Below are 21,359 nucleotides of genomic sequence, written 5' to 3'. Positions count from 1 at the left end.
TCTAACCTAGCGGGGATCAGGGAAGAACCGGAAAAACCCTAGGGAAACTGCTGCGATCGGTGAGTATTTCTACTGCTTCTTCAGTGATTTTGCGGAACTGATAGAGAATTCATAAAACTTTAGTTAATCTTCCTTTGATGGCAAAAAATGTGTGTTTCCTCGACTTGTAAACGATAAATCAAGGGATTGACAAGCTACGCCGGAGGTGCGATCGCCTCGTAACATCCAGTTACACGGCTTCTCTGCAATAAAGCCTTAGATTACTTAATAAAATTCTCATGAAGGCGGTGATAGGATTTCCTCAAGTAAGCCATAAGCTTTTCTTACCGTTGCTGGTCGCTGTTATCTGGAGAGCCTTAATCATGTCTAATAGCCCTGTTGGAATTAAGCCCGAAACCCGGAATCACAAGGGATTCTTTGTACAAGATGCAGACTACGAATTGGTCAGTATCGAAGCCTCTGGTTGGGCCCTTATCTGCGTGGATGATGCCGTTTGTCACTACGTCGACCCCGACAATCTGCTGATTCAGAATCTTGACGCTTAAGATAACTCCAGGCCAGCTACCTGCCTCAGCCAAGGCAAATTTTGTGTCAATCAGTTAATAAGCTTTAGTCTTTTTGGTAGGCTGCTCTAAGGATCTAGAGCAGCCTATTTTTCCACGTAAAATCGGTGCTGACCGAGATTGAGGCTCGCTCCCTCAATCTCTCCCAATGTCTCCTTCATCCCAGGCTGATTTATCCTTAACCCTATGAAACAAACGCCCATAACACAACGCATCTCTAGCCTGATTAGCTGGGTACTGGTGGCCGATTTAGGCCTGGTGCTGCTTAGCTTGGGCTGGTTTTTGGTGGCCGTACTGGGGCGCAGCATGAATGTTGACCTTGGGTTAGACCTCTGGTACTCCCTTTGGAACCCGCTGATTATGCCTGCCCTAAGCGTGTTGATGGCCGGGGCGATCGCCAGCGGCATCGTCGGTTGGGTTGGTCGTCGCTTTAACGCCGACCCTTCCTAAAAATTACGGGTTCAAGGTGTTAGGTTCAAGGTATAGTGCGGCCCTGAACCCTGAACCTGATACCCTGCTTACCAAAGCCGCTGCGTGCGCGTATACCACCGCAGCAGTACCCGTGCTAGCCGCTCGCTGTGGTGGCGCACCGTCAGATCGGCGCTCTCTTCCATGACGTTGGCGGCGATGATGCGGCGGCCCGAGTCGAGAATGGCGGCGCGATCGAGCAGCACTGGCCCGACCCCTGCCCTGGCGTAGTGGCTGATTACCGTATCGGAGGGCATCACCTTTTGCACCAGCACCGCATCAAATAGGTAGCAGCCGCAGGCCGAGTCGATCGCCCGAATGTGGTCAGATACCGAAAAACCATCGGTTTCGCCCGGCTCGGTCATAATATTGCAAATATAGATGCGAGGCACCTGCCGCGCCGCGATCGCCTTCACCAGATCGGGCACCAGCAGGTTAGGAATAATGCTGGTGTAGAGGCTGCCAGGGCCAATCACAATGTAGTCGGCCTCTTCAATTGCTTTGACCGCCTTGGCCAGGGCTGGTGGGTTGGGCGGCAGGCAACCAATGTGTACAATGCGGCCCCGCGCCTCGGTAATTTTTGACTCACCGACAATTCGGCGACCGTCCTCTAGCTCGGCCCAGAGCTGCACATCCACTGAGGTTGAGGGCAGCACCTGGCCCCGCACCGCCAGCACCTTAGAACTGGCCGCGATCGCCTGCTCCAGATCCCCCGTAATCTCATTCATGGCGGTCAAAAACAGATTGCCAAAGCTGTGACCTACCAGGCCGCTGCCCGACTCAAACCGATACTGAAACAGCTCCGTCAGCAGCTTTTCCTCGTCCGCCAGCGCCGCCAGGCAGTTGCGAATATCCCCCGGTGGCAGCACCCCCATCTCGCGCCGCAGCCGCCCCGACGAGCCGCCGTCGTCGGCCACCGTCACAATGGCCGTAATGTTTGAGCTGTAGCGCTTCATGCCCCGCAGCAGGTTAGACAGCCCGGTGCCACCGCCCACCACCACAATCTTTGGCCCCCGCGACAGCCGCCGCTGAGTCAGCAGGGCGTCGAGCAGATCCTCCTCATTTCCCGGAATCAGCACATCGGTGATCGCCCCCACGGTGCGGCTCTGGCCCCAAAAAATCAGCCCTAGCCCCAGCAAGATGCCCAGGGGGCCGCTGACGTAGTTGGGTACGTGGGTCGTAAAGGCCCGCAGCGCCGCTCCGAGCAGCCGCCCCGTATAAAATACCGGCGTCAGCTTGAGCCAGATCATGCCGCCGACCCCGACCAGCAGCACCCCAGCCATGCTGAGCAACAGCCAGCGCTTAACCAACAGCCCCGGTGCTAGCCACCACAGGAGCCGATTCACCCGCCGTGGCGGAGCCAGGGTTAGCGTCTCTCGTCTGACCCGACGAAACAGCCTAGTTAGGGCCATATAAAAAGGTTTTAAGAACATGAAAGGAGGTCGATAGCGATCTGACCAACCTGAGCGGCGGTTTGCAGCGGACAGTGGGGCTGTGGGCGATCGGGCTGCCGTACCCAGCCCAAATACCTATCCCAGGCAACTTCCCAGTCGGTGGATGAAATTTGCCCAGGTGTTTCAAACAGCCTTTGATAGGATGAGCACCAGCGCCTTCGATTTTAGCGGCTATTTGATAGAGTCAAGGCATGGATATGCCCAGGGGTGATTAATGGTTGGTAAACCCAACCGCTAGGCCCAACAACCCTAGGCAACCAGACCGCTGAGCAGACACGGGTACTCCCATCGGTAAGGTCTATGGCCGATCTCCACGATTCCAGCACTATTTCAGGGCAATTCAGTGTCCCTGGGTCTCCTCGGGCCGCTCAGCCCGGTGGGGGGAGCGGCAGCGACGAGATTCTGCTAGAGCTCAAGGGCATCTCGAAGCGATTTGACGACAATCAGGTGCTCGACAACGTCGATCTCACGCTAAAACGAGGCGAGGCGGTAGCAATCATTGGCCCCTCAGGCACCGGAAAATCAACTATTTTAAGAATCATTGCCGGGTTGTTGGCCCCTGACGAAGGCGAGATCTATGTGCAGGGGAACCAGCGGGATGGGCTGATTGAAGACTCGCCTGATCCGGTGGGCATTGGCATGGTGTTTCAGCAAGCGGCGCTGTTTGACTCCCTTTCAGTGGAAGAGAATGTAGGGTTTTTGCTCTATCAGCACTCGCGACTGCCCAACCACCAGATTCGCCAGATCGTCGATGACGTGCTCGACATGGTGGGGCTGCCGGGTACGGGCAGCCGCTACCCAGCAGAGCTATCGGGGGGCATGCGCAAGCGGGTCAGCTTTGCCCGAGCGATTGTCTCAAACCCTGAAAATCCTCAGGATCGACCGGCACTGCTGCTCTACGATGAGCCGACGGCGGGCCTCGACCCGATCGCCTCCACGGTGATCGAAGACCTGATTCGCGCCATTCAGCGCAACAACGGGTGCAGCTCGTACCTGATTGTCACCCACCAGGACAGCACCATTCGTCGCACCGCCGATCGGGTGATTTTTTTGCACCGGGGCAAGATTCAGTGGCAGGGGCCGGTTGCCGCCGTCGATGAAACCGATAATCCCTTTGTGCGACAGTTCTTTAGCGGTCGAGTCGAGGGGCCAATTCAGATGGTGCAGTAGGCCCAAGTTGGCCAGCGCTATGGTTGACCTGGCTCAGGTAGTGCTAATTCGATAGAGAATGGAATTGTGAGTAAGCCGTTGAGCGGTTGAGTTAAGAGGCACCATGCGGGCAAGGGCAATTCGAGAAGGATCGGTGGGGCTGTTAATTCTCATAGCGGTGGGGTTGTTTGGCGGGTTGGTGCTGTGGCTGCGGGGGCTAAACCCGGGTAGACAGACCTACCGAGCCACCATTGTGTTTGACAACACCTTGGGCATGCAGGAGGGCACCAGCGTGCGCTACCGAGGAGTGCCCGTGGGGCAGGTGTTGAGCATTGTGCCCACCGCCAATGCTGTAGATGTAGCGGTGGAAATTGGCAGCAGCGAGCTGCGTATTCCCCGCGACGCCGTGGTTATGGTCAACCAATCGGGGCTGATTGGCGACGCCACTATTGACATCACCCCTCAGCGGCTGCTGAGTGAGCAAGAGCTAGCGGTTGACCCGACGGGGGAGAGTTGTCTCGGACAGACGGTTATCTGTGACGGCGATCGCCTCAGCGGTCAGGTAGGAGCCAGCTACGACTCATTGATTCGCTCGGCTGAAGGACTCGCTAATGCCTTTGCCGATCCTGAGCTAATTGCCGACCTCAAAACCACCCTTGACAACGCCACCACCCTGACCGAGAGCGCCAATCTGCTGTCAACGGAGCTGATTGTGCTGTCGCGGCAGCTCCAGACCGAGTTAGGGCCGCTGGCCGCCTCGGCCAACCGGGCTACCAACAATGTCAGTAGTGCCGCTGCCCAGTTCGAAATTACGGGCGCTGAGGTCAACCGTCTGGTGGTCACCAACCGGGGCACCCTGGTGAATACCCTGACCAACCTCGATCGCAGCGCCGCCGAAATCCAGGCTATTACCACTACCCTCAGTCCGGCCTTGCGGCAGGGCGAATTTATTGCCAACCTTGAGCGCCTTTCCGCCGATGCCGCCGTCGCGGCTGCCGATATTCGCTCGATTACGGGCACCTTCAACAGTGCCGAAAATCTGGTCATGCTCCAGCAAACCCTCGACTCGGCCCGCAGCGTTTTTCAAAGCGCCCACAAGGTGATGGCCGATGTGGATGAGCTGACCGGCGACCCGGTTCTACGCCGCAACCTGCGCGATTTGATCAACGGGCTCAGCGGTCTGGTGTCGCTGACTAATCAGCTAGAGCAGGCCAGTCAGGTGGCCGGGTCACTTACCCCCGCCGCTGGTGCCCAGGTGGAGCGGGTCACCTTTACCCCCATACCGGCTCCGCCCCCGCCGACTGGGGCTGGCCCTACCCCGGTGACCATCACCCACCAGGGGCAGACCTACCGGCTCGACGTGCATTCTATTCAGCCCCGCTAGGAGCCTTGCCCCCAACCCGCTATGACCCAGGCCAATATCTCCCTAGAGACTAACGATTTCTTTCAGTTTGAGGCTGACTTTGTGGAGTCGCTGCGCTGCATTCCCATGCAGGTGCGCCTCAAGCTCGACACCTGTGGTGTCAAGCTCAAGCTAGAACACTGGCATCGGTTTAGCGAGGCCGATCGCGAGCAACTCACCCAGCTCCAGTGTGGCGATCGCGCCTCCACCGTGGCCTATACCGCCTACGTGCAGGCGCTGGTGCATCGCGTGCAGGGCGCTCCGGCCTCAACCCTGGCTATTGACCCCCATCCTCCCTGGCACAACGGAGAGGTCATCCCTGACGATGTACAGGCCCAGGCCCAGGCAGAGGGGGCTCAAATTGGGCTGGAGCAGTGGCGATCGCTGCGTCCCCTGCAACGCTTTGCCCTAATCAAGCTCAGCCGCCCAAGTCATGAAAACCGCAATTTTTATCCCGCCCTGGTGGAATTTGGGCTAGTGTCTCTGTAGCAACCGGGTAAGGCAGCCTTTGTCTGCCGCCGGTAGTTACGGTATAGCCCTGATTTCCTAGGCTCATGGTCATCCTGCAAACCAGCCCCACGGTTCCGACTCACGAGCAGATCCAAATGACGCGGCAGCGCATTGACGCCTACGTACAAACCATTGCCGCCCGGCCTGACCGGCGCGACGGCGCTTTTTCCTAGCCAACGCTGATGATTTTGACCGAAAACGAAGATGCCGCTGACCTCCAAACCAACCAAAAATTCGCGCAGTCTCTCAGTCAGGCCTCAATATTCAAGCGCTACGATAACCACTACCTGTACACTTTCCCCAGCGAAGCCTTGGTACCCCATCCCATGGTTGACCCGCTAGAAGTGAGTCAAAACATGAGCAACGAATACTGGAAGCCCATGTATCAAGAAACCTTTCGCTTTTTGACTCAAATCGAGTTTAAGAGCCGCAGTTTAGAGCAGATTAACGAGGTGTCAGACCTACCGGTTGTACAGCCGGTTTAGCTCTATTGATCGGTTTAGCGATCGGCTGTTATCTTTTAAAGCAATCGGGTCATGACATGCCTGTTGAGCCAAATCCTTGCGGGCCTCTTACGGTTTGAGATAGCTCGTCAGTTTCTTCAACCTCAACTTGTAGGACTGGCTTAATCACCATTTGAGCGATTTTCATACCCTTGACGACTTGAAATGCACGCTTGCTGTGGTTGATCAAAATTACGCCAATTTCGCCTCGATACCCTTCATCAATGGTGCCTGGGGTATTGAGCACTGTCACTGAGTGCTTCAGCGCCAAACCGCTTCGAGGCCGGATTTGGGCTTCAGTACCGGGGGGTAGGGCGATCGCAATTCCAGTGTGGATGAGCGCCACATCACCTGCAGCAATATCTATGTCATCAATGGAGTAGAGATCCAGCCCAGCATCTCCTGGATGGGCATAGGACGGAAGAATAGCTAAATCATGGATTTTTCGGATTTTGAGCTTCATTTTTGAACCAAGCTACAATTCCTGGAGCTACCAGCAACGGGTATAGGAAAAATTCTTGTAGAAATACAATTTTGGTGGGAAATCATCGGGAACCATCGGTTAATTTTGTCCTAGGCGGCTTAGGCAAAGGGGCTTTAACTTCGGCAACGGGAGATTCTAAGCCCAAATAGTTCGACAGCCAAAATACGCCTAGGTAAAACGGCCCAGTGTCGAGCAAGGCAGCGACTAGTTTAAACAGGTAGCCGTAGCCCATAAAGCGAATGAGCTGCGGCCACAGCTCTTGGCCTGCATCGATAGGCAGCGCCCCGGCGAGAAAGTGAGTAATCAGCACGACAGCGATGGTATCGACCAGTTGGCTGACCAGGGTAGAGCCGTTGTTGCGCAGCCAGAGGTGCTTGCCGTTGGTCAGTTCTTTCCAGAAGTGAAACAGATAGACATCGACAAACTGGGCCATCAGGTAGGCCAGCATTGAGGCCGTCACCGCCCCAAAGGTGAGGTTGCGAATTTCAAAGAAGACCGGCAGTCGCCCGGCGGTATCGCGCAATAGCTCACCCGTAGCTGGATCGGTGGCCTCAAACCCCGGCAGCACGCCCCCCAGCCACACGATAAATAGCACCCACAGGTTGAGCAGCAGCCCCACCCAGACCACCTGGTTGGCCCGCTCCTTGCCGTAGAGTTCAGAAATCAGGTCGGTGCAGAGAAAGGTCAGGGGGTAGGGCAGCACCCCGACCGCCACGGTGACGGCAAAATCGCCCCAGGTAAATATGTTGATAAACCGGCTGATCCCCAGAATATTGAGCATCCCCAGGGTGCCAAGAAACAGCCCCCCGAGCACCAAAAATACGACTTCGCGGCGGGCTTGCAGATATTCCGGTACGGGGCCATAGACCGCCGATGCTGAAGGCTCTGTTTCCATCGGTCGTTATCTCTGCGGAAAGGATGGCCAAATTGATCGAGCTGACTAATCGGGTGTGAGGCACTTGGTCTAGCCGAGGAATTCGCCAGTTTGTAGGCGGCTGCCGTTGACGAAATCGCCCCCTGCCTGAGCCTGCTTGCCGCTGGGTTTGACCTGGCGTAGCAGCAGCAGCCCGTCGCCGGTTTGAACGACAGGGCCTTGGCCCTTGAGCAATCCCACCAGGGTTCCCGGGGGAGTTGGAGGGGCAGTCTCAGCCATAATGGCCTCCACCACCTCTCGCATGGCCACCAGTTCTGAGGGCAGTTCTGTCCAGTAAGGCTCTCCCAGGGGAGCCGTGGCCATAATCTTGAGCGGCTGTCCTCGAAAGGTGGTGACGCAGTTGGGGTAGAAGCCCCGTACCTGGTTGTGGATTGCGATCGCCCCCTTGCCCCAATTCAGCTCAAAATCGTCTTTTTGAATCAGCGGCGCGTAGGTGGCCAGGGCCTCATCCTGGGGCAGGGGGCTAAGAATGCCATCGGCCAGGCCATGCAGGGTTTCTACCAGCAGCCCGGCGCACTGCTGAGCCAGAGTCGTTGCTACCTCCCCAGCGGTGTCGAGCAGGCCAATGGGCAGGGTTGACTTGAGCAGCATGTCGCCCGTGTCCATGCCTAGGTTCATCAGCATGGTGGTCATGCCGGTGACGGTGTCGCCGTTGACGATGCACCACTGAATCGGAGCGGCTCCTCGGTAGGCAGGCAGGAGCGAGCCATGGCCGTTGATACAGCCCAGTCGAGGCATATCTAGAATGCGCTGGGAGAGCAGCTGACCGTAGGCCACCACCACAAAGGCATCGGCCCGGATCGCTTCTAGGGCGGCGAGGGTGGCCTCATCTTTTTTGATGCGGGTTGGTTGCAGCACTGGACAGTTGGCCTGGGCGGCGACCTGTTTGACGGGGGACGCATCTACCTGGCTGCCCCGGCCCCGGCGGCGATCGGGCTGGGTGACGACGGCGGCCACCTCAAACCCTGGCTCGGCCAGCAGCCGATGGAGGCTGGGCACAGCAAAGTCAGGGGTTCCAAAAAATACAAGTCGCATGGGTTAGTTACCAGGCACGATGCCAATTTCGACCCGCTGGTTGCGCTGCTGGTCAGCGGGGGTGGTGCCTACAGCGGTGGGGCGAGTTTGACCATAGCCCACCGGCACCCAGCGAATGCCGCCGCCCTCTAGCTGAGGGCTCAGGTATTGCTGCACCGCCACGGCCTGTTGCAGGGTGAGCTGACTGGCCAGGTCAGGGGATGATGCCCCGTCGGTATGGCTGCCCACCAGCAGGGTTGCGGCACCGTAGCGGCTTAAGTCGGCGGCAATGCTGTCGAGCAGTTGCTGACCCGAGGGGGTGAGAATGCTGCTGCCTGGCTCAAAGAGCAGGGCGCTGGGCAAAACAACGCGATCGCGCACCAGCGGAAAGCTCGGCTCCTGGTAGGGCACCCGAGCTACTGTCTCGGCCTCACCTGTCTCGGCCTCAGGCGATGGCTCTGCCGATGGAGCTTCTGCCGCCGCCGCTGCTGGTGCATCACCAGCTCCACCGTCGGCACCGAGCCGCTGATCGAGGCGCTGTAGACGATCTTCAAGGGTGCCGGTGGCGGGGGTGCCCAGGCTGGTTTCTAGCTCGCTTAGGCGGGCATCAAGGCTGGCTAGGTCTTGGCGCAGGGCGGTGAGGTCGGTTTGAATGCGATCGCGCTCCTCCTCCGGTACGGGCGGCTCAGCCTCTGGTGCAGCCGTGACACCAGAGGCTGCTGACGGGGAAGAGTCCATCGCTGGAGCCACCTCATCGACAACCCCGTCAACTGGGCCATCGCCCTGCCACCACCCGGGCAACTGCCGCAGCTTGCGTACGGTCTGACTGCCCTGGCGCAGGGCCGCCTCTGTCAGCGGCGGTTCGGGATTACGGGAGGGCACCGCCTGGGCCACTAGCATGCCAATTAGCCAGCCTACGCTGACCCCGGCACCCAAAATAATCAGGCGCACCACCAGGGTCCACAGCGCGTGCAGCCCCGCCCAAGGTCGATTGGGCGCAGGAGGCGGAACCGAGCGGGGAGCCGCCGGAGCAGGGTCTGAGGGCAACGGTGGCAGATCGGGGGAATCAGCCATGACGCGATCGGGCTAGAAACATTAGGCCAGCATCATAAGGGCATCGGCAGTGCTAGGAGACGAGCTATTGGGGCCAGCCATCCCAGGGATTGACCTCTAGCACACCGCTTTCGGTAAACACCACCTGAAAGTCGACCTGATTGGCGGTGCTGTCAGCCTCGGTAACCAAGTTAGGCAGGGGGGTTTCGTTCGCTAACAGGCCAGCGGCAGCGTTGACGGGCTCATAGCCCACCACCTCGCCCGCCTCGGTCAGGCGCACCCGAAACCGCAGATCCTCGTTGGCCGATAGGGGCTCTAGCTCATCCAAAATGCTGTCGTAGAGGTCGCTGTTGAGTTCACGGATGCGATCGCCGTCGGTCACTTTATCCTCTAGATCCGGTAGCTCAGCGGCTTCGACTCCAGGGGTTTCGGCCTCAGACGCATCAGCCCCAGACTGGGCCTCTGTCGGCTCCAACCGCACTTCCCCATCAGGGGTAAAGGTTGCCACAAACTGGGCCACACGCTCCCGCACTGGCTCTGCACCGGCTACCGGCACAAAGGTGAGCTGGGGCAGTGGGGTGTTATCGACCTCTTCTAGCGCCAAATCGTTCTCGTATTGATACCCCAAAATATCGCCGTCTTCAGAAACCGCCATCCGATAGGCTAGGTCGCCACTGGGTCGTGGCGCATCGGCCCAGGCCTCCTGCAACCGCTGGGTCACATCAGACTGCAACAGAGCAATGGTGGCCGCGTCGGTAATTGCTGGGGCACCCTCCAGGCGGTCTAAGTTATCGCCATCCGTAGCCACCGCTTCGCTAGATTCTTCACCATCGGCTCTAGGGGGTGCCCCAGACACTGCGCTCGCTGCCGCTGGAGCTGAGGCCTCAGACTCTGGGCGACTGGGCTCAAACTCGGGCGGGGGCACAAAGAATAGGGCCAGTCCGGCAGCAGCCAAGGCCGCCGCTCCCAAGGCTGCGGGGGCCGCCCGCTTCGTCATCGGTTCGGTGGGCCGCACCAGTCGTCGCGACACTGCTTGAAACTGGGCCTTCATGTCGGGCAGTGTTTGAGTGTCGGCCAGGAGCTGATCGACCGCTTCCATCAGGTCATAGAACTGCACTGTGGTGAGCTGGATATCCAGCGGCGGCAGTGCGTTGACATCGCTGACGGGCCCGCCTAGGGGCTGCTGCTGCACGATTAGATGGTGGTGGTAGGGGAGATCCCCTGGTTTGATCTCCACCATTGGTGGCGCTGACCCCGTCGTCCTGGGGTAGGGCACGCCGCTGAGCAACTGCTGACCGTAGCGGCTCACAGCGGCCACTAAACTGTCTAAAAATTCGCGTCCCCCGGCCAGGGTGGCATCGGTGGCGCCGGGCAGGTAGCACTCGGCATTCATCAGCACCGCCAGCGGCGACAGGGGGTCGTTGGCGTCAGCGCTGAGCCCCTCTAAAACCAGATTGCAGTGGGGCAGGGTATATTGCCGTCGAACGGTCATGATACTTCTCCGTCAAACAGGCTATTCCAAAGGCGCTGGGGGCCAAGTACCCCAGCACACAGCAGCAGTTCTTGCAAAAGCTCAAGGGCCAGCTCGTCGAGTTTTTCGTCGCTGCTGTAGGCAATCACCCCGGCGCGGCGCGGGTTCATGCGGGCGCGAAAATGGCTGCGAAACCGGCTCAGGTAGTCGGCCAAGCGAAAGTGGTGCTCGGGGGAGAGCTGTTTGTCAGCCAATTGTTGATAGCCTACCAGCAGCTGGCGCACCACCACCGTCAACCGCCGCGCCAGGGTGCAAATAATAATTACCAGGGCCTTGGCTTCTTCAATATCTAAAGGTCGCCGCTGGCTGTAGCGGCGCATGGGGTTGGTGCCTCGCAGCAACCACAGATGCACCCGACCTTTAACCAAGCCCTCTAGGCCGAGGTCGCGGACGGTGCCCAGCATGGCTTCGCCACCTCCGAGGTCAAGGGCCTCGATGGCCAGCAGCAGCAGGTCAATCTGAATGCGTGCCCGACGCGGGCATTCGTCGCTGGGCAACCCTGGGTTAGCAAGGCTGTCGAGCACTAGGGGCGGCTGGGGAGCGGGCGGGCTATCTACTGGCATTCAGCTCTAGGGTTAATACGAACAGCATTCTATCAAAACACAGTCAGGCTCTGCCCGTCCGGAGAAATTGCCGAACTACAGCCTTTGCAAGGGGCGTTTATGGTAACTCATGCAGCGGTCAGAGCAACAACCGGCCTCTGACAGAGAGCCCAGTTATTACTACTAATTCACATCGGCTAGCTTATTCATGCCCTTGATGTACCACTTGCCATCCTGGCGCACCAGGTCATACTGCATTCTCAGGGTGTCGTTGTAGGCGGCGTCAGCGTTTTCGACGCCAAACTCAAACAGCTTTGCCTGTTCAGAAACGACGGCGATCGCCTGCAAATTGTCAGCGGTCGGATCATCGGGTGTAACCGATTCAATCTCCACGTTGTGCTCGTATTCCCAGTACCAGCTTTCGGCGGCGGCGGCATCGGCCCGGCGAGTCCACTGGGTGAGCACCGGCTCGAGCAGAATATCGTCGAGGCGATCGCCCTGGTAGCTGTCACCTAACGCTCCCCGCTTGATGTCTAGCCATTCGTTAATCACCCGACCGGCCATATCGTTGACGCCAATCTCGGTGGGGGCGGGGGGCGCTTCTGGAATTTCGAAGGCGGGTTGGTCAACGCGAATAGCCAGGGGTCTGCCCGAAATTCTAGGGCCGCTGAAGGCGCTCGTAACCCAGCCCAAGGCCTGCATGGTGCCAAAGGCCAAGATGCCGATGCCCAGCACGCCTGCCGCGCCAACCAGAGCTACCCGACCCCAGTGAGGGGCCGTCCCACGATTGCGCCGCCCCGGGGCGACGGCGGGCGGTAGAGCCTGCCCTGTCGCCAAGGCGGTTGGTTCTGGCCTGGGTCTTGGTCCTGGCTTGGGTCGCCGTTCGGGCAAGGGCTTAGTCGGAGCCTCACCCCCCGGTGCGGTCATTTTGCCCTCGGGCGACAGCTGGGCGACCCGTTCGGCCACCGTGAGATCATCCTCGTCGTAGTCGCTGCGAGGCTCGGGGTCAGGACTATGATCCTCTGCCAATCTGAGCCGGGGCTCGGGCTGGCTCGGGCGACCATTGCCGTTGCGGGCAGTCGGTGTAGGATAAGCACCGTTACCGTTGCTGGTATGGGCTGGCTCAGGTGGACGGCGACTGCTGCCGTGAACCGGCTCAGGCGGACGGCGGCGGGCACCTTGAACCGATGGATTAGCGGGATTCGGCATGGTCGGTGCCCCAATGGGCAACGACCCCTCAATCGTGGGAAACTGAGCCGTTGGAAATTGGCCGGTTCCCGAGGCGTTGGTTAAGGAAGTTTGCTCAAACACCCCCTGGGGAGCAGGTGGCTGGCGCGATTCCGATCGCAGCTCCGCGCCCGAGCCAGTAGGCATAGTCTCTAGATAGGCCTGCACTTGGACATCGGCAAAGTAATCCTTGAGGGTGGCCTCTTGATCTTTGAAGTCGCGAAAGTGCGGAAACAGCTCGTCCTTGAGCCAGCGCTCGGCGTAGAGGCACAGGCCCGGCAGTAGGTCGGGCGACTGGCGCGAATGCTCGCGAATATAGGCCAGGGGCTCATACTCCTGGCTCATCTCCAGGGCGCGGTTGGCTTCCTCAGTTTGGCCGAGTAGTAGGGCGCACACCGCCTGCTCTAGGTGGACGTCTTGCTGAGCCCCCAGTCGCAGCAGCAGCTGTTTGGCGCGGCGCACTAGGGCGGGCTGGTGGCGGGCAAAGCCTCGGGCCAGCAGGGCATACACAGTCAGGTAGGTAGCCACAGGCGAGGGCCGACGGGCCTCGTGCTCAAACAGCTCCTGCTGCTCACTGGCGGTGAGATAGTCGCGCAGCTGCTGAATAAAGCGCAAAAAGTCGTCGATCGCTAGGCCGGAGAGGTCGTCCTCGCTGCCCTCAATGCCGCCTCGGTCTTCGAGCATGGTCTTGAGCAGCTTGAGTCCCTGGCGGCGCTCGCGGGTTTGGTCGAGGGGGCGAGCCAGCAGCTCCAGTACCCGGTAGGGCCGCAGCTTATACAGCTCGGTTTGAATCTCAGCTCGAATGTTGGGAAAGTGGTTGCCTCGGGCCAGCAGCTCGTGGCCGGTTTGCAGCGACTCGGCGGCAATTTCGTATTGGCGCTGCTGCCACTGCTCTCGACCCAGCTCTAGGCAGGCCAGGGCCAGGGTGAGCACCACGTCGTCCTGTGCAGGTTCGGGGGTGGCTAGACCGCCGCTGGCGTAGGGGTTAACTAGCTGAGGCTGGCCCAGCTGGAGCACCTGCTCGTACTCGCCCAGCTCTAGCAGCAGCAGCAGCGCCCCGACTAGCTGATCGCTCTCGATCTCAATTTTGGAACTCTGGGCCTCGCTGCCGCCGGGCTCGGTGGCCAGCGACCTGAGCGCTGCTTCTCCCGCATCAGCACTCACCTCTAGGCCGGGAATGCGCCCCTCGGGCAGGGGTTCGGGGGCCATGTCGACGGTGTAGGCGCTGGCGAGAAACCTGCTGTCGTAATTGCGGCGGCGATCGCGGTCAGACAGCACCGTATAGGCTTCGTCAATGAGCTGCTTGCGGGCCTCAATGGCGGCGGTGGAGAATTCGCGCCGGGGCAGCTGCAAGCCGCGATCGCGGTGGGCCTGTTTTAGCTGGTCGGCGGTCGCCTGGATGGGTAATCCTAAAATTCGGTAGTAGTCTAACGGAATTTGCACAGCTCACGTCCCCAACGGCGAATTCACTCGAAATAGTATCCAAAAAGATTTATTGCGGACTGTCTAAACCGCTGAACTTTATAGCTTACGCTGCGCTCCGCACCCTACGCTCCCAGGCCTTCGCCCCATAGCCACGGCCCATAACCCTGGTTTTGACCATCGCTTCCCCTAGACCGCGTCACTTTATTGCCCAACGGAACTCTGGGAAATAGCTACACCCTATCGCGTTTGCCCCAAAATCAGGACAAAAGTGAAGTTTATAACACATGTTCGCCGCCCCTGCCAGAGCGATCGCGACCCTTGACTAACCCAGCCAACACCATCCGGCTGGCCATCGTTCAGTCTAAGTCAGCTAGATGCTTCAGCGAGTCCCAGTGTTAGCGCTCAGTTCAATTAGGTTTAAAGACCATTCACCTCGTCGTCGAGCCTATTAAAAGTTGAATGAAGATCCTATGCCTGGCTCCAGACGGCTTCACATTGAGCAGCAGAGAGCAATCAGGGGGCACAACAGTCAGAATAATCTTGGCTCGATGGCCAAGGTGAACACTGTTGCCCGCAGCCCGGTCGGTATGATGAAGGGCATATCCCAGCCGGTTCTCTGCCCAAGGGGGGATACTTTTCGGTATAGTCAAATGTTGGACATCGCGGCGTAGGACCCAGCAAAACCCATGGTTCAAGAACGGACGTTACCCCAATTCCACGCTCCAGCAGCCCAGATCGCCCCCGAAGAGGGGCTGAGGCTCTATGAGGACATGATCCTGGGGCGCTTTTTTGAGGACAAGTGCGCCGAGATGTATTACCGGGGCAAGATGTTTGGCTTCGTGCACCTCTACAACGGTCAGGAAGCGGTCTCGAGCGGGGTGATCAAGTCGCTGCGGTCTGACGACTATGTGTGCAGCACCTACCGCGACCACGTCCACGCCCTCAGTGCCGGGGTGCCCGCCAAGAATGTCATGGCCGAGCTGTTTGGTAAGGAGACGGGCTGTAGCAAGGGGCGGGGCGGCTCGATGCACCTGTTTTCGAGCGAGCACAATATGCTGGGGGGCTTTGCCTTCATTGGGGAAGGCATTCCCGTGGCTCTGGGGGCGGCGTTTCAGTCGCGTTACCGCCGCGATGCCCTGGGCGACTCTAGCGCCGACCAAGTGACCGCCTGCTTCTTTGGCGACGGCACCAGCAACAACGGCCAGTTCTTTGAGTGCTTAAACATGGCGGCCCTCTGGAAGCTGCCGATTTTGTTTGTGGTGGAGAACAACAAGTGGGCGATCGGCATGGCCCACGAGCGGGCTACCTCCCAGCCCGAGATCTATAAGAAAGCCTCGGTCTTTGGCATGCCCGGTGTCGAAGTCGATGGCATGGACGTGATGGCCGTGCGCGAGGTGGCCCAGCAGGCGGTCGCCCGCGCCCGCGCTGGGGAAGGCCCCACGCTGATCGAAGCCCTCACCTATCGCTTTAGGGGCCACTCCCTGGCTGACCCCGACGAGCTGCGATCGAAGGCCGAAAAGGAAGCATGGCTGGCCCGCGACCCGATCAAGCGGTTTGAGGGCTACCTGCTAGAGCAAAATCTGGCTGACGAGGGGACGCTGAAAGAAGTGCGCGATCGCATCCAAACCACCATTGACGACGCCCTCACCTTCGCCGAAGAGAGCCCTGAGCCCAGCCCCGATGACCTCTATAAATATATTTTTGCCGACGAGTAGCTTTAGGGCACCGCTTCCTCCCAGCGAATCCCCATCGCCCTAACCCCCTACCCATTCACCCCCTACCCTATTTAGACCAAAGCAATGGCAGAAACCCTCCTATTTAACGCCCTGCGCGAGGCCATCGATGAAGAGATGGGCCGCGACGACACCGTCTTTGTTCTGGGCGAAGATGTCGGTGTCTACGGCGGTTCCTATAAGGTCACCAAAGACCTTTACAACAAGTATGGCGAGCTGCGCGTGCTCGACACCCCGATCGCCGAAAATAGCTTCACCGGCATGGCCGTCGGTGCTGCGATGACCGGCCTACGCCCGATCATTGAGGGCATGAACATGGGCTTCCTGCTGCTGGCCTTCAACCAAATCGCCAACAACGCCGGTATGCTGCGCTATACCTCGGGCGGCAACTACAAAATTCCTATGGTGATTCGCGGGCCTGGCGGCGTGGGGCGGCAGCTGGGGGCCGAGCACTCCCAGCGGCTCGAGGCCTACTTTCAGGCGGTGCCGGGGCTGAAGATCGTGGCCTGCTCCACTCCCTACAACGCCAAGGGGTTGCTTAAAGCCGCCATCCGCGATGACAACCCGGTGCTGTTCTTTGAGCACGTGCTGCTCTACAACCTCAAAGAAGACCTGCCCAACCACGAATACGTGGTGCCCCTAGACAAGGCCGAAATTGTGCGCCCCGGCAAGGATGTCACCATCCTCACCTACTCCCGCATGCGCCACCACGTCACCCAAGCGGTCAAAGGTCTAGAGAAAAAAGGCATCGACCCCGAGGTGATCGACCTGATTTCCCTCAAGCCGCTAGATTTCGACACCATCGGAGCCTCAATCAAAAAGACCCATCGGGTGATTATTGTCGAAGAGTGCATGAAAACTGGCGGTATCGGTGCCGAAATCATTGCCTCGATCAACGATCGCTACTTTGACGAACTCGATGCCCCGGTGGTGCGCCTGTCGTCCCAAGACATCCCCACCCCTTACAACGGTAAGCTAGAGACACTGACCATCGTGCAGCCCAAACAAATTGAGGCCGCCGTCGAAAACATGGTCGCCCTCAAGGTCTAGGGCCAAATCCTCGGAACCCTGTAGGGTGGGCACTGCCCACAACTGCCTAGTTCCTAGACGCCGCCCAATCGTCGCCGCGATCCCAGGGGCACAGCCCATTCCAGGGGATCACTATCCGCACCCACACCGCAGCAAATCGCAATGGCAAAATATCGAGCTTGGCTAGGGGTTATTTTGGTGCTTACCATCGCCTCCGTGGTGGTGATTACTAAGATACCCACCCGATTAGGGTTAGACCTGCGAGGGGGCTCTCAGCTCACCATCCAGGTGCAGCCCACCGCCGCCATCCCCACCATTACTGAGCGGGAGCTGGAGGCGGTGCAAACCGTAGTCGAAGGCCGAGTCAACGGCCTGGGCGTTTCGGAGGCGGTGGTGCAGCAACTGGGCAACAACCAGCTGCTGGTGCAGCTGCCCGGCGTCAGCGATCCTCAGCAGGCGGAGCGGGTGTTGGGGGGCACGGCTCAGCTCGAATTTCGCGCCCAGCGGCCCGGCACTGACCAGCAGCTCCAGATCGAAAATCAGGTGCTGCAAGGGCACCTGGGCGAGCTGGCGGCGCTCCAGGCTACCCTGCCTACCAATGGGGAAATCAACAGCGACACCCAGGCCCGCATTGATAAGCTCCAAGCCGATATCACCGCTAGCGAAAAGGCCGTGGCGGCTCTGTTTGAACCCAGTACCCTGGGTGGGGATAAGCTGACCGATGCGATCGCCCGGCCCACCAGCGGCACCCTCTGGGAAGTGGTGATTCAGTTCAACAGCGAGGGCGGCAACGAGTTTGCTGAGATCAGTAAGGCGATCGCCGGTACCGGTCGCACCATCGGTATCTTTCTCGACAACCGTCTGCTGAGCGCGCCAACAGTTAACGTGCAGTACGCTGAGACTGGCATCACCGGGGGCAGCGCCGTGATCTCTGGCAACTTCACTGCCGAGTCGGCTCGCGACCTGGAAATTCAGCTGCGCGGTGGTGCCCTACCGCTACCTGTAGAGGTGGTTGAGAATCGTACCGTAGGGCCTACCTTGGGCCGCGACAGCATTCAGCGCAGCCTCTACGCCGGTATTGCTGGTTTGGGATTGGTGCTGGTGTTTATGGCGGTTTACTACCGTCTGCCCGGTGTTCTAGCCGATATCGCCCTGATCATCTATGCCCTGCTCACCTGGGCGGCCTTCAACCTGCTGGGGGTGACCCTCACCCTGCCGGGAATTGCCGGGTTCATTCTCAGCATTGGTATGGCAGTAGATGCCAACGTGCTAATTTTTGAGCGCACCCGTGAAGAGCTACAAGCGGGCAAAACCCTCTACCGCTCGGTCGAATCGGGCTTCTACCGAGCCTTCTCAAGCATTTTGGACGGCAACGTCACGACCCTGATTTCCTGTTTGGCGCTGTTTTACTTTGGAGCCGGGCTAGTTAAGGGGTTTGCCCTGACCCTGGCCATTGGCGTGATTATCAGCATGTTTACTGCCCTGACTTGCACCCGTACCCTGATGTTCTTAGCCATTAGCCTGCCGCAGTTTCGGCGACCCAGCCTGTTTTGCCCTGGCTTAACCACTGCTCGCCCCGACCCCGTTCGCCCCTAGGAGTGCCCCATGAAGCTCAACATTATTCAGCAGCGCAGCCTGTGGTGGGGAATCTCAATAGTGCTGGTGCTGGTCAGCCTAGTGGCTATGGCGATTTCGTGGCAGCAGCTGGGCGCGCCCCTCAAGCCCGGTCTAGATTTTGCCGGAGGCACCCGGCTACAGCTAACTCGGGCCTGCGTGGTTACCGATAGCTGCACCGAACCACTAGAACTGGCAGAGGTTCGGCAAGTGTTGGGGGATCAGGGGCTCGACTCCAGCAGTCTTCAGCTTTTAGGGGAAGACCAACAGGTGCTCTCGATTCGCACCCGTACCCTGACTGTAGACGAGCGCGCTCCTCTGCAAAGCGCACTCGACGAGGCCATCGGCCCCTTTGATCCCGGTTCTACCCAGATTGATACCGTCGGGCCGGTGGTGGGGAAACAGCTGTTGGTGGCAGGCTTGTTGGCGCTGCTGGTTTCCTTTGCTGGAATTGTGGCCTACATGAGCCTGCGCTTTAAGCTCGACTATGCGCTGCTGGCGATTTTGGCTCTAGCTCACGACGTGATTATTACCGCTGGCGTGTTTGCCATCTTGGGGCTGGTGCTCGGCGTCGAGGTCGACAGTCTGTTCATCGTGTCGCTGCTTACCATCGTGGGCTTCTCAGTCAATGACACGGTGGTGATTTACGATCGCGTCCGTGAGAACATGAAGCTCAGCCCTGGCAGTCACATCAACGACATTGTCGATAGCGCCGTCAACCAAACCCTGGCCCGCTCAATTAATACCTCGCTGACGACTACGCTGCCCCTGGTGGCGATCGTCATCTTCGGCGGCCCCACCCTGAAATATTTTGCTCTGGCGCTGATTGTCGGCTTTGTGGCCGGAGCCTACTCCAGCATTTTTGTAGCCAGCTCGCTGCTGGCTCTGTGGCGAGAACGCACGGGCCAAGCCTACAGCGATGACCCTGACTTGGTAGAAGCTCAGCCCGAAACCCAAAGCTGACGGTTAACCATGGGCACCCCTAGCTACCCTGCGCCTCTGGAGCACCTGCGGGCGATTATGCTACGCCGCTGGTGGGCCATTAGCGGGTTGCTGTGGCTGACGGTGGCTCCCCTCAGCCTGTGGAGCCTGCGCCCTGAAATTGCTCAACTGCGCCAGTATTTCACCTGGTCAACGATGCGGTTGGGGTTGGCCTACAATCGTCCTGCTGCCCTGGGGCTAGGGCTGTGCGTAGGTTTGACTGTTGCTCTACTAGTGGCCGAGAGCCGCTATATTTTGTGGGGCATGACCAAGGACGAACAGCGGCGGCTAGAGAAACAGTGCGATCGCATTACCGCCCAGGGGCCATCCCACCCCCTCTGGAAGCAGATCCATCGCGATTAACTTGGTGGAGGGCTAAAGGTGGCCATTCCAGACATGACTCAGCGCCCCTGCGTGACATTGGTACCAAGATGTAATTTCATAGAACAAGGCAATTAACCCCGATTCCCCGGTGGGAAACCGGAGTTGCTTTGGTCAGCCAGGCCATGGCTCAGCCTCAAATTTTTCGTGTTTCATCAGCAGAAGGCAGCGGTATCTCCATGACTCTACACAAAGACGGTATTGCCCCCCACGGCGGCACCCTGGTCGATCGACTGGCGACGCCTGACCAAAAAGCCCAGTTCTTAGCTAAAGCCGACACCCTACCCCGCGTCACCCTTGACGAGCGGGCCTTCTCTGATCTGGTGATGATTGCTATTGGCGGCTTTAGTCCCCTCAGTGGCTTTATGAAGCAGGCTGACTACGACACCGTGGTCACCGATATGCGCCTGGCTAACGGTCTGCCCTGGGCAATTCCGGTCACGCTGTCGGTGGATGAAGCTACTGCGGCACCCCTTGTGGAGGGCAGCCTGGTGCGACTGGATGATCCCACTGGCCGCTTTGTCGGCGTGCTAGAACTGGAAGAAAAATATACCTACGACAAAGCCCGCGAGGCTATGAACGTCTACCGCACCGACGACGAAAAGCATCCCGGCGTTAAGGTAGTCTACGACCAGGGAGCGGTGAATTTAGCTGGCCCAGTGTGGCTACTGGAGCGCGATCCCCATCCGCTGTTTCCCACCTACCAGATTGACCCGGCAGCGTCACGAGCACTGTTTCGCGATCGCAACTGGAAGACCGTCGTCGGCTTTCAGACCCGCAACCCCATCCATCGCGCCCACGAATACATTCAAAAGTGTGCCCTAGAAACCGTGGACGGTCTGTTTTTGCACCCGCTGGTGGGGGCCACTAAGTCCGACGATATCCCTGCCGATGTGCGCATGCGCTGCTACGAAATTATGGTGGAACACTACTTCCCCCAAGACCGCGTGATTCTTGCGATCAACCCCTCCGCAATGCGCTACGCTGGCCCTAGGGAAGCGATTTTCCACGCGCTGATCCGCAAGAACTATGGCTGCACCCACTTCATTGTGGGCCGCGACCACGCTGGAGTGGGTGATTACTACGGCACCTACGACGCTCAGTACATCTTCGATGAGTTTGAGCCGACGGAGCTGGGCATTGTGCCAATGAAGTTTGAGCACGCCTTCTACTGCACCCGCACCGGAGGCATGGCCACCTCTAAAACCAGCCCCAGCACCAAGGACGAGCGGATTCACCTGTCGGGTACTAAGGTACGGGAGATGCTGCGCCGCGGCGAACTGCCCCCCCCTGAGTTTTCTCGGCCCGAGGTGGCGGCGGAGCTGGCTAAGGCCATGCGAGTTCCCGAAGCCGTCAGCTAGT

The 21,359-nt window shown here is 59.1% G+C and carries 21 protein-coding genes; 13 read left to right on the top strand and 8 right to left on the bottom strand.

Features of this window, described 5'->3' with window-relative positions; all coding sequences use genetic code 11:
• Positions 1–362 precede the first annotated feature (362 nt).
• Positions 363–545 (top strand): hypothetical protein, encoded by a 183-nt coding sequence (locus tag H6G07_RS27050; protein ID WP_073607987.1) that lies wholly within the window; start codon positions 363–365, stop codon positions 543–545.
• Positions 546–749: 204 nt separating this feature from the next.
• On the top strand, positions 750–1,013 hold the full coding sequence (locus tag H6G07_RS08325) for a DUF8620 family protein (RefSeq protein WP_073607821.1): 264 nt from the start codon (positions 750–752) through the stop codon (positions 1,011–1,013).
• A 68-nt stretch (positions 1,014–1,081) separates the two neighbouring features.
• On the opposite strand, the gene H6G07_RS08320 is transcribed toward H6G07_RS08325, so the two are convergent.
• Positions 1,082–2,443 (bottom strand): gluconeogenesis factor YvcK family protein, encoded by a 1,362-nt coding sequence (locus H6G07_RS08320; protein ID WP_199311980.1) that lies wholly within the window; start codon positions 2,441–2,443, stop codon positions 1,082–1,084.
• 342 nt (positions 2,444–2,785) lie between these two features.
• Here H6G07_RS08320 and H6G07_RS08315 point away from each other — a divergent pair, with 342 nt between their 5' ends.
• The 5 genes from H6G07_RS08315 (at position 2,786) to H6G07_RS08300 (ending at position 6,031) form a co-directional block, all read left to right on the top strand.
• On the top strand, positions 2,786–3,655 hold the full coding sequence (locus tag H6G07_RS08315) for an ABC transporter ATP-binding protein (RefSeq protein WP_084173001.1): 870 nt from the start codon (positions 2,786–2,788) through the stop codon (positions 3,653–3,655).
• A 103-nt stretch (positions 3,656–3,758) separates the two neighbouring features.
• A complete protein-coding gene (locus H6G07_RS08310) occupies positions 3,759–5,018 on the top strand; it encodes an MlaD family protein (RefSeq protein ID WP_073607823.1) in 1,260 nt (419 codons plus the stop codon).
• Between the two features lie 21 nt (positions 5,019–5,039).
• Positions 5,040–5,525 (top strand): nitrate reductase associated protein, encoded by a 486-nt coding sequence (locus tag H6G07_RS08305; protein ID WP_073607824.1) that lies wholly within the window; start codon positions 5,040–5,042, stop codon positions 5,523–5,525.
• 65 nt (positions 5,526–5,590) lie between these two features.
• Complete coding sequence (locus tag H6G07_RS26655) at positions 5,591–5,719, top strand: hypothetical protein (RefSeq protein WP_277882057.1); 129 nt, start codon at positions 5,591–5,593, stop codon at positions 5,717–5,719.
• Between the two features lie 9 nt (positions 5,720–5,728).
• Positions 5,729–6,031: a hypothetical protein gene (locus tag H6G07_RS08300; protein WP_073607825.1), complete on the top strand. Its 303-nt coding sequence runs from the start codon at positions 5,729–5,731 to the stop codon at positions 6,029–6,031.
• 49 nt (positions 6,032–6,080) lie between these two features.
• Here the strand turns inward: H6G07_RS08300 and dut are convergent, their stop codons facing one another.
• From dut to H6G07_RS26865, 7 genes are all read right to left on the bottom strand, one after another.
• Positions 6,081–6,512 carry a dUTP diphosphatase gene (dut, locus tag H6G07_RS08295; protein ID WP_073607826.1) on the bottom strand — a complete coding sequence of 144 codons (432 nt, stop codon included), beginning with the start codon at positions 6,510–6,512 and terminating at the stop codon, positions 6,081–6,083.
• A gap of 82 nt (positions 6,513–6,594) precedes the next feature.
• Positions 6,595–7,428, bottom strand: a complete 834-nt coding sequence (locus tag H6G07_RS08290) for a queuosine precursor transporter (RefSeq protein ID WP_073607827.1) — start codon at positions 7,426–7,428, stop codon at positions 6,595–6,597.
• 69 nt (positions 7,429–7,497) lie between these two features.
• The gene (gene fmt / locus H6G07_RS08285; protein ID WP_073607828.1) at positions 7,498–8,502 is read right to left on the bottom strand and encodes a methionyl-tRNA formyltransferase; all 1,005 of its coding nucleotides are present in this window, start codon (positions 8,500–8,502) and stop codon (positions 7,498–7,500) included.
• 3 nt (positions 8,503–8,505) lie between these two features.
• The gene (locus H6G07_RS08280) at positions 8,506–9,555 is read right to left on the bottom strand and encodes an OmpA family protein (RefSeq protein WP_073607829.1); all 1,050 of its coding nucleotides are present in this window, start codon (positions 9,553–9,555) and stop codon (positions 8,506–8,508) included.
• A gap of 64 nt (positions 9,556–9,619) precedes the next feature.
• The gene (locus H6G07_RS08275; RefSeq protein WP_073607830.1) at positions 9,620–11,026 is read right to left on the bottom strand and encodes a DUF4335 domain-containing protein; all 1,407 of its coding nucleotides are present in this window, start codon (positions 11,024–11,026) and stop codon (positions 9,620–9,622) included.
• On the bottom strand, positions 11,023–11,628 hold the full coding sequence (locus H6G07_RS08270) for a DUF3038 domain-containing protein (protein ID WP_073607831.1): 606 nt from the start codon (positions 11,626–11,628) through the stop codon (positions 11,023–11,025). The genes H6G07_RS08275 and H6G07_RS08270 overlap by 4 nt, the downstream gene beginning before the upstream one ends.
• A gap of 162 nt (positions 11,629–11,790) precedes the next feature.
• The gene (locus H6G07_RS26865; RefSeq protein ID WP_073607832.1) at positions 11,791–14,277 is read right to left on the bottom strand and encodes an IMS domain-containing protein; all 2,487 of its coding nucleotides are present in this window, start codon (positions 14,275–14,277) and stop codon (positions 11,791–11,793) included.
• Between the two features lie 668 nt (positions 14,278–14,945).
• On the opposite strand from H6G07_RS26865, the gene pdhA reads away from it, so the two are divergent.
• The 6 genes from pdhA to sat all read left to right on the top strand — a co-directional run bounded on the left by pdhA (position 14,946) and on the right by sat (position 21,358).
• The gene (gene pdhA / locus H6G07_RS08260) at positions 14,946–15,974 is read left to right on the top strand and encodes a pyruvate dehydrogenase (acetyl-transferring) E1 component subunit alpha (RefSeq protein WP_073607834.1); all 1,029 of its coding nucleotides are present in this window, start codon (positions 14,946–14,948) and stop codon (positions 15,972–15,974) included.
• A gap of 84 nt (positions 15,975–16,058) precedes the next feature.
• Entirely contained in the window at positions 16,059–17,042 is a 984-nt protein-coding gene (locus tag H6G07_RS08255; RefSeq protein WP_073607835.1) for an alpha-ketoacid dehydrogenase subunit beta, read from the top strand.
• 141 nt (positions 17,043–17,183) lie between these two features.
• Positions 17,184–18,617 carry a protein translocase subunit SecD gene (secD, locus tag H6G07_RS08250; RefSeq protein ID WP_073607836.1) on the top strand — a complete coding sequence of 478 codons (1,434 nt, stop codon included), beginning with the start codon at positions 17,184–17,186 and terminating at the stop codon, positions 18,615–18,617.
• Between the two features lie 9 nt (positions 18,618–18,626).
• Positions 18,627–19,598 carry a protein translocase subunit SecF gene (secF, locus tag H6G07_RS08245; RefSeq protein ID WP_073607837.1) on the top strand — a complete coding sequence of 324 codons (972 nt, stop codon included), beginning with the start codon at positions 18,627–18,629 and terminating at the stop codon, positions 19,596–19,598.
• A gap of 9 nt (positions 19,599–19,607) precedes the next feature.
• Positions 19,608–19,979 carry a hypothetical protein gene (locus tag H6G07_RS08240; protein WP_073607838.1) on the top strand — a complete coding sequence of 124 codons (372 nt, stop codon included), beginning with the start codon at positions 19,608–19,610 and terminating at the stop codon, positions 19,977–19,979.
• Positions 19,980–20,176: 197 nt separating this feature from the next.
• A complete protein-coding gene (gene sat / locus H6G07_RS08235; RefSeq protein WP_073607989.1) occupies positions 20,177–21,358 on the top strand; it encodes a sulfate adenylyltransferase in 1,182 nt (393 codons plus the stop codon).
• Position 21,359: the final 1 nt, after the last annotated feature.

Origin of the sequence: Phormidium tenue FACHB-1052 (genome assembly GCF_014696675.1) — a bacterium.
In the GTDB taxonomy this organism is placed as follows: domain Bacteria; phylum Cyanobacteriota; class Cyanobacteriia; order Phormidesmidales; family Phormidesmidaceae; genus Nodosilinea; species Nodosilinea tenuis_A.
The sequence above is the reverse complement of the archived record's forward strand: the minus strand, read 5'-3'. Positions and strand labels throughout refer to the sequence as shown.

Coding starts and splice junctions, on each gene's coding strand:
- H6G07_RS27050 (WP_073607987.1), top strand. CDS start 363: ATGTCTAATAGCCCTGTTGGAATTAAGCCCGAAACCCGGAATCACAAG.
- H6G07_RS08255 (WP_073607835.1), top strand. CDS start 16,059: ATGGCAGAAACCCTCCTATTTAACGCCCTGCGCGAGGCCATCGATGAA.
- H6G07_RS08325 (WP_073607821.1), top strand. CDS start 750: ATGAAACAAACGCCCATAACACAACGCATCTCTAGCCTGATTAGCTGG.
- H6G07_RS08305 (WP_073607824.1), top strand. CDS start 5,040: ATGACCCAGGCCAATATCTCCCTAGAGACTAACGATTTCTTTCAGTTT.
- sat (WP_073607989.1), top strand. CDS start 20,177: ATGACTCTACACAAAGACGGTATTGCCCCCCACGGCGGCACCCTGGTC.
- dut (WP_073607826.1), bottom strand. CDS start 6,512: ATGAAGCTCAAAATCCGAAAAATCCATGATTTAGCTATTCTTCCGTCC.
- H6G07_RS08280 (WP_073607829.1), bottom strand. CDS start 9,555: ATGGCTGATTCCCCCGATCTGCCACCGTTGCCCTCAGACCCTGCTCCG.
- H6G07_RS26655 (WP_277882057.1), top strand. CDS start 5,591: ATGGTCATCCTGCAAACCAGCCCCACGGTTCCGACTCACGAGCAGATC.
- H6G07_RS08240 (WP_073607838.1), top strand. CDS start 19,608: ATGGGCACCCCTAGCTACCCTGCGCCTCTGGAGCACCTGCGGGCGATT.
- H6G07_RS08320 (WP_199311980.1), bottom strand. CDS start 2,443: ATGGCCCTAACTAGGCTGTTTCGTCGGGTCAGACGAGAGACGCTAACC.
- H6G07_RS08310 (WP_073607823.1), top strand. CDS start 3,759: ATGCGGGCAAGGGCAATTCGAGAAGGATCGGTGGGGCTGTTAATTCTC.
- secF (WP_073607837.1), top strand. CDS start 18,627: ATGAAGCTCAACATTATTCAGCAGCGCAGCCTGTGGTGGGGAATCTCA.
- H6G07_RS08290 (WP_073607827.1), bottom strand. CDS start 7,428: ATGGAAACAGAGCCTTCAGCATCGGCGGTCTATGGCCCCGTACCGGAA.
- fmt (WP_073607828.1), bottom strand. CDS start 8,502: ATGCGACTTGTATTTTTTGGAACCCCTGACTTTGCTGTGCCCAGCCTC.
- H6G07_RS08315 (WP_084173001.1), top strand. CDS start 2,786: ATGGCCGATCTCCACGATTCCAGCACTATTTCAGGGCAATTCAGTGTC.
- H6G07_RS08270 (WP_073607831.1), bottom strand. CDS start 11,628: ATGCCAGTAGATAGCCCGCCCGCTCCCCAGCCGCCCCTAGTGCTCGAC.
- secD (WP_073607836.1), top strand. CDS start 17,184: ATGGCAAAATATCGAGCTTGGCTAGGGGTTATTTTGGTGCTTACCATC.
- H6G07_RS08300 (WP_073607825.1), top strand. CDS start 5,729: ATGATTTTGACCGAAAACGAAGATGCCGCTGACCTCCAAACCAACCAA.
- pdhA (WP_073607834.1), top strand. CDS start 14,946: ATGGTTCAAGAACGGACGTTACCCCAATTCCACGCTCCAGCAGCCCAG.
- H6G07_RS08275 (WP_073607830.1), bottom strand. CDS start 11,026: ATGACCGTTCGACGGCAATATACCCTGCCCCACTGCAATCTGGTTTTA.